Origin of the sequence: Brackiella oedipodis DSM 13743 (assembly GCF_000621025.1) — a bacterium.
Taxonomy (GTDB): Bacteria; Pseudomonadota; Gammaproteobacteria; order Burkholderiales; family Burkholderiaceae_B; genus Oligella; species Oligella oedipodis.
On the sequence record NZ_KK211205.1, the window covers coordinates 39,391 to 53,179 of the forward strand.

The window sequence follows — 13,789 nt, forward strand, 5'->3', positions numbered from 1 at the left end:
CCTCTACAGCGCCATGATCGCTGGCGACCGTCTATAGCTTTGTCTCTTTATAACTGCTAATATATACAGTATTTGTGAGCCAATCATGATTGGCTCTTTTTGTAGGAAAAACACATGGACGTATTGCATCAAGTGTTGCCAATACCGTTGTGGGCGTGTGCGCTAGGGCTTTTGCTAGTCGTCGTATTGCTTGCTTTGTATCTCAAAGCTTTGTTGACAAGTAAGTTAGCACTTAATCGCAGTGATGATGCCTACCAACAACTCCAGCAACTTGAACAGGAAGCTCAGACGCTGCAACAAGATCTACAAGACCTCAGCGAGGAGAAGTTACAACTTGCTCAGCGTCTAGCGGCCACTTATACAGAGCTCAATTTAGTGCGACGTCAGCAAGACCAAGAAGAACAAATCGAAGCGCGACGGCAAGAAGCCTTGATGCAGCAATTTAAGTATGTCTCTGAGCAAATGTTTCAGCAACAAAGCCAATCCTTGGTGACACAAAATAAGCATTCGCTCGATACCGTGATGCAACCTTTTAGAGAACGCCTAGAGAGCTTTCAAAATCGCATCAACCAAATTCATCACCAAAGCGTGCAAGACAATACCGTGCTGCAATCGCAAATCCAGCAAGTCATGCAAATGGGGTTAAGTATGAGTCAAGAGGCGCAGCATTTGTCGCAAGCCCTCAAAGGTAACAAAAAAATCCTGGGTAATTGGGGCGAGATGCAGCTGGAACTGGCCATGCAGCAAGCAGGTCTACAAAAAGATCGCCATTACTTTACGCAGCGTAGTTTCACAACGCCGAGCGGTCAGCGGTTGATACCTGATGCGGTCATTGCCTTGCCTGATCATAAGCATCTGGTGGTCGATAGTAAGGTCTCCTTAAACGACTATCAACAAGCCACGAGCTGTAGCGAAGCTGAGCAAAGCCATTATTTGCAAAGACATCTTAAAGCCGTTAAACATCATATTGATGATTTAAGTGCCAAAAACTACAGCAACCTACCTGGACTCAATAGTCCAGGTTTTGTCTTCATGTTTATGCCCATAGAATCGGCCTATATTCAAACACTCAAAACTGACGAGACCATTTTTCAATACGCCTATAGCAAAAACATTGTGTTAGCGTCGCCAAGTACACTCATTCCGATGCTCAAAACCATTGGCTTTTTGTGGATGATGGAAAATAGCAATCAGCAGGTCTTGCAATTAGGTCATAAAGCCGCCGATTTATACAATCAAGTGGTTACTGTGGCGGAGTACCTGGAGAAATTGGGCGGCAGCTTTAATACCACGGCGAAGCAATTTAATCAGATTGTGCGGGCTTTTTCAGGGCAACGCGGCTTAATCAATAAGGTGGCGAGCTTCAAAGAACTGAGTGCAAAAGCCGTGAAACAAATGCCAGAGTTACACGAGTCAGAAGCGTATTTTAAAGTGGAGCCGACTTCAGCCAAGCCAGCAAATTACAGCAAGGCGCCACAAAATACCCCTGAGGGCCAAGTGACACAGGTAGAATAATGGCTTTTGTATTATTTATTGGGCGAGAGTCAGTGAGCGCGACGTCGTTTTGTCATAACAATGAAGAATAAGCAAGCTTCGGTTTTTGGTGGTGCCTGCATTATTGCTGGCGTCTGTGTGGGCGCGGGTATGTTGGGTCTCCCCACCGTGGGGGCGGGACCTTGGATTTTTTATGCTTGCGCCATTATCACGGTTTGCATGATTTTTATGACCTTGTCGGGCTGTTTGTTATTAGACGTTTACAAGCATTACGACTATGCCGTTTCTTACAACACGGTGACTCAAGATCTGCTTGGCAAAAGCGCCAGTGTTATCAATAATCTATCGGTGTATTTTGTGGGGGCGATTTTGCTTTATGCATACACCAGTAGTTTGGGTTCGAGCTTGGCTGAGCCTCTGCATTTGACGCCGCGCTTAGCTTCCGTGGTTAGTGTTGTGCTGTGTTCGGCGGTGGTCTGGTGGTCGACCCGAGCGGTGGATCGCGTCTCTGTCTTACTCATCATACTCATGGTGCTGACATTTATCTTTAGTGTCAGTGGTCTTTTGGGGCATATGCAATGGCATATCCTCGCAGATAGTTATGCTTTGATCGATGCCCACTATAGCAAATATGCCTTAGCGCTATTGCCCGTGTCTTTAACCTCGTTTGGTTATCACCATTCTGTGACCTCATTGCGCTTATATTATCGCGATGAACGCAAAGCCAAATGGGCGATTGCGGGCGGCACGACGATTGCTCTGACGCTGTATCTGGTGTGGATGATCGGGGTGTTTGGTAATTTGCCACGCCATGAATTTGCCTCTGTGATTGCCGCCAATGGTGAAGTCAAGGTCTTAATCGAAAAAATTGGTGCTTCGCTGGCCTCGGAATCGGTACGCATGAGCTTGCAAGCCTTTTCTTTGGCAGCCATTATTTCATCCTTTATTGGTGTCGGCTTGGGCGTTTTTGATTATTTGGCCGATTTATTCAAGATCGACACCACGCAGCGCAAGGGACGTAGTCAGGTTTGGGCCTTGACCTTTATTTTGCCTTTAGTATTTTCTTTAGTGGCGCCATTTGGTTTTGTGCAGGCGATTGCCTTTGCTGGGGTGGCCTGCACCATTTGGACCTGCATCACCCCCGCACTATTACACCTTAAATTACGGCGCCGCTCGCTTAAGCGGCCAACCTCTAGTAGCCGTCTGCCCTTACTACTCAGCTGGGGACTCCTGTTTGTAGGTCTTCTTACACTCTTGGTTCAGGGCCTGTACGAGTGCCAGCTCTTGCCTGTTTTTAGAGGTTAGGTCAGTTATTGGTTCGGCGCTTTTGATTTAGTGCTGATTTGTTGTTGTAGTTTGGGCAAATAAAAGATCAACACAATCGCACGCATAATCACGTAGGCAATTAAGGCCGCCCACAACCCCGTATTGCCAAAATCATCTAACCACCACAAACTTAGAAGAATCAATGACACAAAAGCAATGACGGTAGAGTTCCGCATGGCCTTAGAGTAGGTAACGCCAATAAACACTCCATCCAATAAAAAGGCGCCAAACGAGAAGAAAATATAAAGGCAGGCGAGCCACGCATAGGTATGTGCCAAGCGTTGTAAGTCGCTGTCTTCGGTAAGCCATTGAATGATTTGCTCAGATCCCAAATAAATCCCCAAGGCCAAAATGGCGGCAGCGATGAGGGATAATATGGCGGAGGCTTTGACCTCTTGCTTAAAGCGCGGCGCATCGCCAGCCCCAAACGCGTGACCCACGCGCATTTCGGCCACATTCGCAAAACCATCCAAGAAAAAAGCCGCTAGCGCCACAAATTGTAGGAGGATATGATTGGCGGCTAAGACATCATCGCCTAATTGTGCGCCTTGGCGCGCAAACCAGGCAAAGCCAGCAGTCAGTGCCAGCGTGCGAATCATAATATCGCGATTGACATGAAACATCTGCAACAACTTGTCGCGTTGGCAAACACGAGACCATAATTGCCGCAGGTGAAGCCAAGGTGCGCTTACGCCAAGGTGCCTAAATAATACGACCAAGCCGCAAAGCAACATAAAGTATTGCGCCAATACCGTGCCCAGTGCAATGCCTTTTACGCCCATTTGTAAGCCCCAGACTAGACTCACATTGAGAATGATATTTAGGGCATTCAATAAGATTTGAAACCACATAATACTACGGCTTTGACTCAACCCAATCAGACTGCCTAATACCACGTAGATCATGAGACTGGCGGGCGCGTCCCAAATACGGACATAAAAGTAATCGAGCATTTTGTCATTAACCGTATCGCTGGCTGACAAAAACTGCATAGCGATATAGACAATCGGCGTTTGTAACAACAAAAGAACCAGACCGATAAGGGCCGCTAGTAGTAAAGCGCGATAAATCACCGCCAGTAATTCGTCACGCTGGCGCGCCCCTTTGGCCTGTGCCACAAAGCCAGTGGTGGCCATACGCAAAAAACCAAAACTCCAATACACAAAATTAAAAATTAAGGCAGCTAGGGCAATCGCAGCTAAATCTTGGGGTGTGCCATTATGACCGATGACGGCTGTGTCTGCTAAGCCTAATAGGGGGACAGTGGCATTGGCCAAAATAATCGGGATCGCCAGCCAAATGAGTTGTTTATAAAGTTGCCACTGTGACGGCGCAGGAGCGTGATGAGACGAGGCCATAGGATGATTGATGAAGAAAGGAAATCAAAGGGAGTGTGAGTGCTTTATTTTAACGCCTTGTGATGCGAAACAGGCTGGAGGCTAGTCTAGTCTAGCCACCGAAATAAGCGGGATTAGCCGTATTGCAAAAATCCGCACTTGCTACCGTTTGGTCAGCGGCGCGCAAGCCAGGCTACACAAGGCTTATAGGGGTGATTTTATCAAAATACCAAAAAGTGTTAAAATGTGTCAAGTGAGCACATTTTGTAATCAAAATGCTCCATTTAGAATCAAATTCTTTTTTTAACCCAAAAGTCGAGGTAAATCTTGTCTGAACATTTAGAAAAAACTAAACCGCAGGCAGTAGATGCCGATGCGACGTCCCAGCCAAGTGGCAATATTAACGCCCCCGTTTTTATTACCGCTTCGGTCATTATTTTAGCTATTATTGCATACGCTGCGATCGCTAACGATCAAGCGGCGGCTACGTTTTCTGCATTACAAGACGCAATTGTCAATAATGGCGGCTGGTACTACGTTCTTACCGTCGCGCTCATCTTACTCGTTTGCGTTTTCCTAGCCTTCTCTAAATACGGTAATATCCGTCTAGGTCCTGATCATTCCCGACCTGAATATGGTTATATCTCTTGGTTTGCCATGCTATTTTCAGCGGGTATGGGTATCGGTTTGATGTTTTATGGTGTCGCTGAACCGGTCATGCACTTCTTACACCCGCCACATCCAGGTAACGAGGGCACTATTGATGCCGCTCGCGAAGCCTTGAGTCTTACCTTTTTCCATTGGGGTTTGCACGCCTGGGGTATTTATGCCCTCGTGGCGGTGATTTTGGCGTTCTTTAGTTATCGTCATAACTTACCATTAACCTTACGCTCTGCCTTTTATCCAATCATTGGTGATCGTGTAAATGGTCCGATTGGTCATGCCGTCGATGTTTTTGCGGTGATCGGTACTTTATTCGGGGTCGCTACCTCTTTAGGTTTTGGTGTACAACAGGTCAACTCAGGTCTTCATTATTTATTCCCTGTGATTGCCGAAAGTACGACGACCCAAGTCATCTTAATTGTGGCAGTGACTTCATTGGCTACCTTATCAGTGGTGTCTGGTCTGGATCGCGGTGTAAAAATCCTTTCTCAGCTCAATATCACCTTAGCCGTACTCTTGCTATTGTTCATTTTGTTTGCAGGTCACACAGTCGATCTCTTACAAAGCTTTGTACAGAACATCGGTGACTATTCTTCAACCTTAATTGGACGTACGTTTAACTTGTATGCTTACCACAAAACCGATTGGTTGGGTGGTTGGACCATCTTCTATTGGGGCTGGTGGTTAAGCTGGTCTCCATTTGTGGGTCTCTTTATTGCCAAGATTTCACGCGGTCGTACGATTCGTGAATTCATTATCGGTGTCTTATTAGTACCGACAGGCTTTACCCTTATGTGGATGACGTTCTTTGGTAACAGTGCCATCGACTTAATCCTCAATGGTGGTCACGAAAGCTTGGCGCAAACTGTCGATGCCAACACGCCAGTAGCCTTGTTTGAGTTCCTCAGCTACTTCCCACTATCACAAATCTTCACCTATGTGGCTCTATTCATGGTGGTAGTGTTCTTCGTGACTTCTGCAGACTCTGGGGCCTTAGTCATGGATATGCTTTGCTCACACGGCGAAACCAACCGCAAAGTCAGCTACCGCATTTACTGGGCCGCCGGTTCTGGTGTAGTGGCGATTGTCTTACTATGGTTCGGTGGTCTTGAAGCCCTACAAACAATGGCCATTGCTACGGCACTGCCGTTTGTCACTGTCTTGATCTTTGCGGTGATCGGCTTCTTTAAAGCCTTACGTATTGATGATGTACAACAAGAAATTGCTCGTGCGGCGATTGCTATGCCACGCGTAGCCACCGCGCAAAACGCCGCTAACTGGCGTGAGCGTTTGCATGTTGTGGTGAACTTCCCTGACCAAAACGAAGTCAATAAGTTCATCAATACCACTTGCTATGAAGCTTGCGAATTAGTCGCAGAAGAGTTGCAAAAAGCCAATATTAGCGCCAAAGTTAGCAAATTATCTGGCGAAAATACGGGTGTACGCCTGGAAACTAATCACGGCGATGAAATCGACTTCGTCTACTCAGTGATCCCATCTGTGCACCAGCAACCAAGCTTTATTGATAGTGATGGCAAAGATCATAGTTCTACCGAATACTACCGCGCCGAGGTTCACCTCGAAAAAGGTGGTCAAGGTTATGACATCATGGGTTGGTCACGCGAAGGTGTAATTAATGACATCGTCGAGCAATACCAAAAACACATGCACTTATTGCATAACCTTTCTAGCAACTAGGATCGCTATTGATCGCTAACGGCACTTAAGCCATTAGTGCAATAGTCATCGAGGGCAAGCCAAGCGCTTGCCCTTTTTTGTGTTGTAAATATAGCCAAGCCAATTCAAGATGGCTTAATTAACTGAGCAAAATCCTATAAGTGCTTGTATTCAATACATAAAAGTGTTATAGTTTCAGACTAGCCAAGTTAAAGGCTAGGGGATATCGTACAAACGTTGCGCAATTTATATTTGTACGACAACCATCTAATACCTTTGGGGTATTTGAGCTTAATTTGAACGATTTGGGCTTAATGATGTGATGTTGGCGATATTGCAGTACTTTAGTCGTGCTGCAGGATATCGTGTAGTCGCAGTAGTGTAAGCAATCCAAGTAGTGCAAGTAGCCATAGTTTAGTAGCTATAGTTTTTTCTACACTCAATCTATAGTAACTAACCCAGAGGGATTCTACCCAAAATACTAACCCACTAAAGATGATTTTACTGACTGGCCTAGTAGCTTATTGACTAGGTCTAGTGTCTGCTGTTGCTACTTTATGCTAGTGCAGTCATGGGTAAGTGTTTTGTTTTAAAGAGTTGTTTTATTAATAGTTAGCCCCCACCAATCGCAGTGGGAATTGGAGAAAAAAATGTCGAACACGACACAAACACCAGCCGCACATAGGCTTGGTCTTGTGGGTCGCAAAGTTGGCATGATGCGTATCTTCACAGAAGAGGGCGATTCTATCCCTGTCACTGTGCTAGATGTATCAAACAACCGTGTTACCCAAATCAAGTCTGTCGAAACCGATGGTTATGCCGCCGTACAAGTTGCTTATGGCGAGCGCCGTGCTAGCCGTGTGACTAAGCCACAAGCCGGTCACTACGCTAAAGCAGGCACCGAAGCCGGTTCCATCCTCAAAGAGTTCCGTTTAGACCCAGCTAAATTAGCAGAACTTTCTGCTGGTTCAGTGGTCGCTGTAGAATCTGTGTTTGAAGCAGGCCAAAAAGTCGACGTTCAAGGTACGACTCAAGGTAAAGGCTACGCAGGTACTATCAAACGCCACAACTTTGGTGCTCAACGCAAAACTCACGGTAACTCTGTCTCTCACCGTGCGCCAGGTTCAACTGGTCAAGCACAAGACCCAGGTCGCGTCCTCAAAGGTAAACGCATGGCCGGTCACATGGGTGATGCGACTCGTACCGTCCAAAATCTTGATATCGTCCGCGTCGATGCAGAGCGCGGTTTGTTAATGGTGAAAGGCGCTGTACCTGGCCACAAAAATGGTCACATCGTTGTATGGCCTGCCATCAAAATGACACAAAAAGGAGCCAAATAATGGATCTTAAGCTCCTAAACGAACAAGGTCAGTCTAGCGCCACTGTTAGCGCTTCTGACGCCATTTTTGCCCGTGACTTTAATCAAGCATTGGTACACCAATTGATCGTGGCTTACCAAGCCAACGCTCGTAGTGGTAACCGTGCCCAAAAAGATCGTAGCGAAGTTAAACACAGCACCAAAAAACCATGGCGCCAAAAAGGCACAGGTCGTGCCCGCGCTGGTTCAACTGCGTCACCATTGTGGCGTGGAGGTGGCCGTACATTCCCTAACAAACCTGACGAAAACTTCAGTCAGAAAGTTAACAAAAAAATGTACCGTGCTGGTATCCGCTCAATCTTGTCACAACTCGTGCGCGAAGAGCGTTTAGTAGTGGTTGAATCATTCACTCTAGACACTCCAAAAACTAAAGCGGCCGTGACTAAACTTAAAGACATGGGTTTAAACAACGATTCAGTCCTTATTGTGACTGACACTGTTGATGAAAACTTATATCTGGCTACTCGTAACTTAGCGCAAGTTGCTGTTGTCGAGCCACGTTACGCCGATCCGTTATCTTTGGTGTACTACAAACAAGTCGTGATCACCAAAGCAGCGGTGCAACAAATTGAGGAGATCTTAGGATGAGAGCAGATCGTTTAATGCAAGTCATTCTGGCTCCAGTGATCACAGAAAAAGCAACGTTTATCGCCGAAAAAGCCGATAACACACAAATTGCTTTACACGTTGCTCCTAATGCAAGCAAGCCAGAAATCAAAGCCGCAGTAGAAAAACTGTTTAATGTAGAAGTTGAGTCCGTTTCCGTACTTAACCGTAAAGGTAAAGTAAAACGTACCGGTCGTTTTGTCGGCCGTCGCCGTGCTAAACGCATTGCTTACGTTGCACTCAAAAAAGGTCAGGAACTTGACTTTTCGGAGGTGAACTAAGATGGCACTAGTAAAAACAAAACCAACTTCAGCTGGTCGTCGCGGCATGCTTAAAGTAGTCACTACTGGCTTACACAAAGGTGCGCCGTACGCTGCTTTAGTCGAATCCAAAAAACGCAGTTCTGGCCGTAATCACCATGGCCATATCACTGTTCGTCACCGTGGCGGTGGCCACAAATCACACTATCGTGTGATTGATTTCCGTCGTGATAAAGACGACATTCCAGGCAAAGTAGAACGTTTGGAATACGATCCTAACCGTACTGCGCATATTGCATTAATTTGCTATGCCGACGGTGAGCGTCGTTACATTATTGCCCCACGTGGTCTAGCTGTAGGCGCTACAGTTCAATCTGGTAAAGAAGTTGCTATTCGTCCAGGTAACTGCATGCCTATCCGTAATATTCCAGTGGGTTCTCAAATTCATTGCATCGAATTGAAACCAGGCAAAGGCGCGCAATTAGCTCGCTCAGCAGGTGTCACTGCAGTCTTGTTAGCACGTGAAGGTACATACGCTCAAGTGCGTTTACGTTCTGGCGAAGTACGTCGTATTCACATTGACTGCCGTGCAACGCTAGGTGAAGTAGGCAATGAAGAAAATAGCTTACGTCAGTTTGGTAAAGCAGGTGCGGTACGTTGGCGCGGTTTCCGTCCAACTGTACGCGGTGTGGCTATGAACCCGGTCGATCACCCTCATGGTGGTGGTGAAGGCCGTACGGGTGAAGCACGTGAACCTGTAAGTCCTTGGGGTACACCTACTAAAGGTTTCAAAACCCGCAGTAACAAACGTACAGACAATATGATTGTCTCACGTCGTAAGCGTAAATAAGGGGCAATAAACTATGTCACGTTCAACTAAAAAAGGCCCATTTGTAGATGCTCACCTTATCAAAAAGGTAGAAACGGCACTCGAGGGCAAAAACAAACGACCAATTAAAACTTGGTCTCGTCGTTCAACCATTCTTCCCGAGTTTATCGGTTTGACAATCGCCGTACACAACGGCCGTCAACATGTACCTGTGTACGTGAACGAAAATATGGTTGGTCATAAGCTTGGCGAATTCGCGCATACCCGTACATTCAAGGGTCATGCTGCTGACAAAAAGTCTAAGAGGTAAGCGATGGAAACAACAGCCATTATTCGTAATGTGCATATCTCAGCGCAAAAAACCCGTCTTGTTGCGGACTTAATCCGTGGCAAGTCTGTGGCTCAAGCACTAGATATTCTCACATTCACACAGAAAAAAGCCGCTGGCATCGTCAAAAAAGCATTGGAATCAGCCATTGCCAATGCTGAACACAATGACGGTGCTGATATTGATGAACTTAAAGTGACTACGATTTACGTAGACAAAGCGCAATCAATGAAGCGATTCTCAGCACGTGCTAAAGGCCGTGGTAACCGTATAGAGAAGCAGACTTGCCACATCGTGGTTAAAGTCGGCGTATAAGGAGTCATAATGGGTCAAAAAGTAAACCCTACAGGGTTCCGTCTCGCTGTTAACCGTGATTGGAGCTCTCGCTGGTATGCGAAAAGCAAAAATTACGCAGGCATGTTAATCGAAGACGTACAAGTACGTGAGTATCTAAAACGTAAACTTAAACATGCATCTGTGGGTCGTGTGCTTATCGAGCGTCCAGCCAAAAATGCACGTATTACCATTCACACAGCTCGTCCAGGCGTTGTCATCGGTAAAGGTGGCGAAGATATTGGTGCTTTAAACCAAGACTTACAACGTTTAATGGGCGTACCTGTCCATGTAGGTATCGAAGAAATCCGTAAACCAGAAACAGATGCACAACTTGTTGCCGATTCTATCGCTCAACAACTTGAAAAACGTATCATGTTCCGTCGTGCCATGAAACGCGCTATGCAAAATGCTATGCGTGCAGGTGCTAAAGGTATCAAGATCGCGTCTTCTGGTCGTCTAAACGGTATCGAGATTGCTCGTACCGAATGGTATCGCGAAGGCCGTGTACCTCTACACACCCTACGCGCTATCATTGACTACGCAACGTCTGAAGCCGCGACTACTTACGGTATCATCGGTATCAAAGTATGGATCTACAAAGGTGACTTATTGCCTAACGGTGAAGTCCCACCAGAAATCAACGCCCCTCGTGAAGATGATCGTCGTTCACGTCGTCCACGTGGTGATCGTGAAGGTCGTCGTCCTAGCCGTGGTGGTCGTCGTAAAGCCTCTGGCGCAGCTAGTGCACAACAACAAAAAGCCCCAGAAGCTAACACGACTGAAGCTGCTCAAGCAGCTAAAGGAGAGTAATTATGTTGTCACCAGCTCGCAGAAAATACCGCAAAGAGCAGAAAGGCCGTAACACGGGTCTAGCTACTCGCGGTACTAATGTAAACTTTGGCGACTTCGGTCTAAAAGCCACGGGTCGTGGTCGTTTGACGGCACGTCAAATCGAGGCAGCTCGTCGTGCCATGACGCGTCACATTAAACGTGGTGGTCGTGTCTGGATCCGTATTTTCCCGGACAAGCCAATCTCTGAAAAACCCGCCGAAGTTCGTATGGGTAAAGGTAAAGGTAACCCAGAGTACTGGGTCGCTGAAATCCAACCTGGTAAAGTCTTGTACGAAATGGATGGTGTCAGTGAAGAATTAGCCCGTGAAGCTTTCCGCTTAGCGGCCGCTAAACTCCCTATTTCAACCGTTTTTGTGACTCGTCACTTCTAAGAGGTCTTTATGAAAGCTACTGAATTACGTGAAAAAGACACGGACGGGCTTAATAAAGAGCTAGAGTCCTTGTTGAAAGCACAATTTAACTTGCGTATGCAACGCGCTACTCAACAACTGTCTGATACCAGCCAGTTACGTAAAGTGCGTCGTGATATTGCCCGTGTACGCACCATCTTAACCGAGAAAGCAGGAAAGTAATATGAGCGAAACTCAAGACACTAAACGTCAGCGTACCCTGGTCGGTAAAGTGGTTAGCAATAAAATGGACAAAACAGTCGTCGTTCGCGTAGAGCGCCGCGTTAAACATCCAATTTATGGCAAAATCGTTATTCGTTCAGGTAAATACAAAGCGCATGACGAAAACAACCAGTACAACGAAGGTGATATCGTCGAAATCGCTGAAGGTCGTCCGATCTCTCGTTCCAAATCTTGGAGCGTGACTCGTTTGATCGAAGCGGCACGTATTATCTAAGTTAATCGTACGCGATGGCGACCTAGGTCGCCGATTCCACCCAGACAGCTTAAGCCTTGGCCTAAGTTGTCTGGGTTTTTTGCGTTTATCCGATCAGAAGTGTGGTGGTTGATGAAGGCCTGTCAAGCCGCCTAAAAGAGCAATGATTACCGACTTTATAGTTCATGACCTAGGGGTTTCACTAGGCTGGGATGAGAGACCAAAGTGCTAAGGACAGAGAGGAGTACACTGAATCTTTTAGCTTTGCGGCTGGGACGGATAAGCATAGGTGTGTTTAGGTTTAGCGATTGAAGCTAGTCGTTTTGTCAAATTAAGACAGCGCGAGACTAAGCCTTAATCCACCAAGGCATGAGGCACAACGCTTACGAACAGATCATAAGCCTGTATGCTAGTTTTCTACCTCTATTTTTGTGCAGCTTATCTAAGTTCTCACTAGCCGCTATCGTCGATTAGGAATGTTATGAGTCAATTATCTTCTGAGTTTCTACAAGCGGTGGCAGAGATTAGTCAATTCTCTGACGCTGCTGCCATGCAAAAATATCAGCGTGACTATACGGTTGCGCGCGAGGGGGTGCTACCCCTTCTTGTGCTGCGTCCCAAAAACACCGAAGAAGTCGTACAAATCGTTAAAGCCTGTCGTCAATTTCACCAAAAATATGTCGTACAAGGCGGCTTAACGGGTTTGGCCGCAGGGGCTACGGTGCAAGAGGGCGAGGTAGTCATTACGCTCGATAATATGACCCAAATCGAGGAAATCGATGATGTAGGGGGTACTGTGGTGGCTCAGGCGGGGGTTATATTGCACAATCTGACAGAAGCCGTGCAAGCCAAAGACTGGTATTTCCCATTGGATCTGGGGGCTCGGGGTAGCTGCACAATTGGTGGCAATGTCAGCACTAACGCTGGGGGTAATCGGGTGTTGCGCTACGGTACGACACGTGAATTAGTACTGGGCCTAGAGGTGGTCTTGCCAGATGGTACGGTACTCAATATGCTACGGCGTATGCTCAAAAATAATACCGGCATGGATCTTAAACATCTGTTTATCGGTACTGAGGGGCGTTATGGCATTATCACCCGTGTTGTTCTGCGCCTTTTTCCAAAACCACAAGCGCGGCAATCCGCCCTCATGGCCTTCAAAGATTTTGATCAATTGGTTACCATGCTTAAATTTGCGCGTCAGCAATTAGTCGATTTATCAAGCTTTGAGGTGATGTGGGATAATTATTTGATTGCTGCCAGTCAAGCGCTCGAACGTGAGGCGCCATTTAATGGTCAATACCCACTCTATGCCTTAGTCGAAACCGAAGGACTTAATACGCAAGACTTTCATGATCGCTTTATGGCCTGTGCCGAAGCCGCGGTTGAGCAGGGTTTAGTCGAAGATCTCATCTTGCCGCACAGCATTGAGCAGACTCAACGCTTATGGGATATCCGTGACGCTATTGGTAAATTAATTGGTAAGTTTAGTGAAAAAGGCTTGCATGTCGCGTATGACGTCAGCTTCCCGCTCAAGAACATGAAGGCCTTTGTACACGATATGGAAGTGGCGATCCTAGACAATTTTAAAGACGCACACCTGCTCTTGTTTGGTCACTTGGGTGATGGTAATTTACATCCCACCATCACAGGACTAAAAGAACAAGAACTGCACGATTTGGACCAGATCATGTCGGCGCTTATTGTGAAATATGAGGGCAGCATTACGGCCGAACACGGCGTAGGTATCCTCAAAAAACCGTATTTGAGTAGCAGTCGCTCAGCGCCAGAGATTGCCATCCAAGAAGCCCTCAGAAAATTGCTCAATAGCGACAATTTATTGAATCAAGGCCGAGTCTTGGATTAATATTAAAAATA

Annotated in this window: 15 protein-coding genes; 14 read left to right on the forward strand and 1 reads right to left on the reverse strand. The window is 46.6% G+C overall.

The genetic code is table 11. The annotated features are described in order from the left end of the window. The first annotated feature begins 114 nt into the window (after positions 1-114). Positions 115-1,515, forward strand: a complete 1,401-nt coding sequence (locus tag Q335_RS09105; RefSeq protein ID WP_051532274.1) for a DNA recombination protein RmuC — start codon at positions 115-117, stop codon at positions 1,513-1,515. 60 nt (positions 1,516-1,575) lie between these two features. Then, on the forward strand, positions 1,576-2,799 hold the full coding sequence (locus Q335_RS0103515) for an aromatic amino acid transporter (RefSeq protein ID WP_028357449.1): 1,224 nt from the start codon (positions 1,576-1,578) through the stop codon (positions 2,797-2,799). A gap of 5 nt (positions 2,800-2,804) precedes the next feature. Here the strand turns inward: Q335_RS0103515 and Q335_RS0103520 are convergent, their stop codons facing one another. Beyond that, a complete protein-coding gene (locus Q335_RS0103520) occupies positions 2,805-4,178 on the reverse strand; it encodes an MATE family efflux transporter (RefSeq protein ID WP_028357450.1) in 1,374 nt (457 codons plus the stop codon). Positions 4,179-4,484: 306 nt separating this feature from the next. Between Q335_RS0103520 and Q335_RS0103525 the strand changes: the two genes are divergently transcribed. The 12 genes from Q335_RS0103525 to Q335_RS0103580 all read left to right on the forward strand — a co-directional run bounded on the left by Q335_RS0103525 (position 4,485) and on the right by Q335_RS0103580 (position 13,778). Beyond that, positions 4,485-6,518 (forward strand): BCCT family transporter, encoded by a 2,034-nt coding sequence (locus Q335_RS0103525; protein ID WP_084493529.1) that lies wholly within the window; start codon positions 4,485-4,487, stop codon positions 6,516-6,518. A 629-nt stretch (positions 6,519-7,147) separates the two neighbouring features. Continuing rightward, the gene (rplC, locus tag Q335_RS0103530) at positions 7,148-7,837 is read left to right on the forward strand and encodes a 50S ribosomal protein L3 (RefSeq protein WP_038369351.1); all 690 of its coding nucleotides are present in this window, start codon (positions 7,148-7,150) and stop codon (positions 7,835-7,837) included. Beyond that, positions 7,837-8,463, forward strand: a complete 627-nt coding sequence (rplD, locus tag Q335_RS0103535; protein WP_028357453.1) for a 50S ribosomal protein L4 — start codon at positions 7,837-7,839, stop codon at positions 8,461-8,463. The genes rplC and rplD overlap by 1 nt, the downstream gene beginning before the upstream one ends. Then, the gene (gene rplW / locus Q335_RS0103540; protein ID WP_028357454.1) at positions 8,460-8,762 is read left to right on the forward strand and encodes a 50S ribosomal protein L23; all 303 of its coding nucleotides are present in this window, start codon (positions 8,460-8,462) and stop codon (positions 8,760-8,762) included. Before rplD ends, rplW begins: the two co-directional genes overlap by 4 nt. Before the next feature lies 1 nt (position 8,763). Then, entirely contained in the window at positions 8,764-9,591 is an 828-nt protein-coding gene (rplB, locus tag Q335_RS0103545) for a 50S ribosomal protein L2 (RefSeq protein ID WP_028357455.1), read from the forward strand. A 13-nt stretch (positions 9,592-9,604) separates the two neighbouring features. Then, positions 9,605-9,880 (forward strand): 30S ribosomal protein S19, encoded by a 276-nt coding sequence (gene rpsS / locus Q335_RS0103550; RefSeq protein WP_028357456.1) that lies wholly within the window; start codon positions 9,605-9,607, stop codon positions 9,878-9,880. A 3-nt stretch (positions 9,881-9,883) separates the two neighbouring features. Further along, entirely contained in the window at positions 9,884-10,213 is a 330-nt protein-coding gene (gene rplV / locus Q335_RS0103555) for a 50S ribosomal protein L22 (RefSeq protein ID WP_028357457.1), read from the forward strand. A 9-nt stretch (positions 10,214-10,222) separates the two neighbouring features. Further along, positions 10,223-11,044, forward strand: coding sequence for a 30S ribosomal protein S3 (gene rpsC, locus Q335_RS0103560; RefSeq protein WP_028357458.1), 822 nt, complete (start codon positions 10,223-10,225; stop codon positions 11,042-11,044). 2 nt (positions 11,045-11,046) lie between these two features. Beyond that, the gene (gene rplP, locus Q335_RS0103565) at positions 11,047-11,457 is read left to right on the forward strand and encodes a 50S ribosomal protein L16 (protein ID WP_028357459.1); all 411 of its coding nucleotides are present in this window, start codon (positions 11,047-11,049) and stop codon (positions 11,455-11,457) included. Between the two features lie 9 nt (positions 11,458-11,466). Further along, positions 11,467-11,658 (forward strand): 50S ribosomal protein L29, encoded by a 192-nt coding sequence (gene rpmC / locus Q335_RS0103570; protein ID WP_028357460.1) that lies wholly within the window; start codon positions 11,467-11,469, stop codon positions 11,656-11,658. Between the two features lies 1 nt (position 11,659). Next, positions 11,660-11,932 (forward strand): 30S ribosomal protein S17, encoded by a 273-nt coding sequence (rpsQ, locus tag Q335_RS0103575; protein WP_028357461.1) that lies wholly within the window; start codon positions 11,660-11,662, stop codon positions 11,930-11,932. Positions 11,933-12,392: 460 nt separating this feature from the next. Beyond that, on the forward strand, positions 12,393-13,778 hold the full coding sequence (locus Q335_RS0103580; RefSeq protein ID WP_028357462.1) for an FAD-binding oxidoreductase: 1,386 nt from the start codon (positions 12,393-12,395) through the stop codon (positions 13,776-13,778). Positions 13,779-13,789 lie beyond the last annotated feature (11 nt).

Bases quoted from the DNA above. Each gene is read 5' to 3' on its own strand.
- rpsS (WP_028357456.1), top strand. From the start codon at position 9,605: ATGTCACGTTCAACTAAAAAAGGCCCATTTGTAGATGCTCACCTTATC.
- rpsQ (WP_028357461.1), top strand. From the start codon at position 11,660: ATGAGCGAAACTCAAGACACTAAACGTCAGCGTACCCTGGTCGGTAAA.
- Q335_RS0103515 (WP_028357449.1), top strand. From the start codon at position 1,576: ATGAAGAATAAGCAAGCTTCGGTTTTTGGTGGTGCCTGCATTATTGCT.
- rplB (WP_028357455.1), top strand. From the start codon at position 8,764: ATGGCACTAGTAAAAACAAAACCAACTTCAGCTGGTCGTCGCGGCATG.
- rplW (WP_028357454.1), top strand. From the start codon at position 8,460: ATGAGAGCAGATCGTTTAATGCAAGTCATTCTGGCTCCAGTGATCACA.
- Q335_RS0103520 (WP_028357450.1), bottom strand. From the start codon at position 4,178: ATGGCCTCGTCTCATCACGCTCCTGCGCCGTCACAGTGGCAACTTTAT.
- Q335_RS0103580 (WP_028357462.1), top strand. From the start codon at position 12,393: ATGAGTCAATTATCTTCTGAGTTTCTACAAGCGGTGGCAGAGATTAGT.
- rpsC (WP_028357458.1), top strand. From the start codon at position 10,223: ATGGGTCAAAAAGTAAACCCTACAGGGTTCCGTCTCGCTGTTAACCGT.
- Q335_RS09105 (WP_051532274.1), top strand. From the start codon at position 115: ATGGACGTATTGCATCAAGTGTTGCCAATACCGTTGTGGGCGTGTGCG.
- rpmC (WP_028357460.1), top strand. From the start codon at position 11,467: ATGAAAGCTACTGAATTACGTGAAAAAGACACGGACGGGCTTAATAAA.
- rplD (WP_028357453.1), top strand. From the start codon at position 7,837: ATGGATCTTAAGCTCCTAAACGAACAAGGTCAGTCTAGCGCCACTGTT.
- rplV (WP_028357457.1), top strand. From the start codon at position 9,884: ATGGAAACAACAGCCATTATTCGTAATGTGCATATCTCAGCGCAAAAA.
- rplC (WP_038369351.1), top strand. From the start codon at position 7,148: ATGTCGAACACGACACAAACACCAGCCGCACATAGGCTTGGTCTTGTG.
- rplP (WP_028357459.1), top strand. From the start codon at position 11,047: ATGTTGTCACCAGCTCGCAGAAAATACCGCAAAGAGCAGAAAGGCCGT.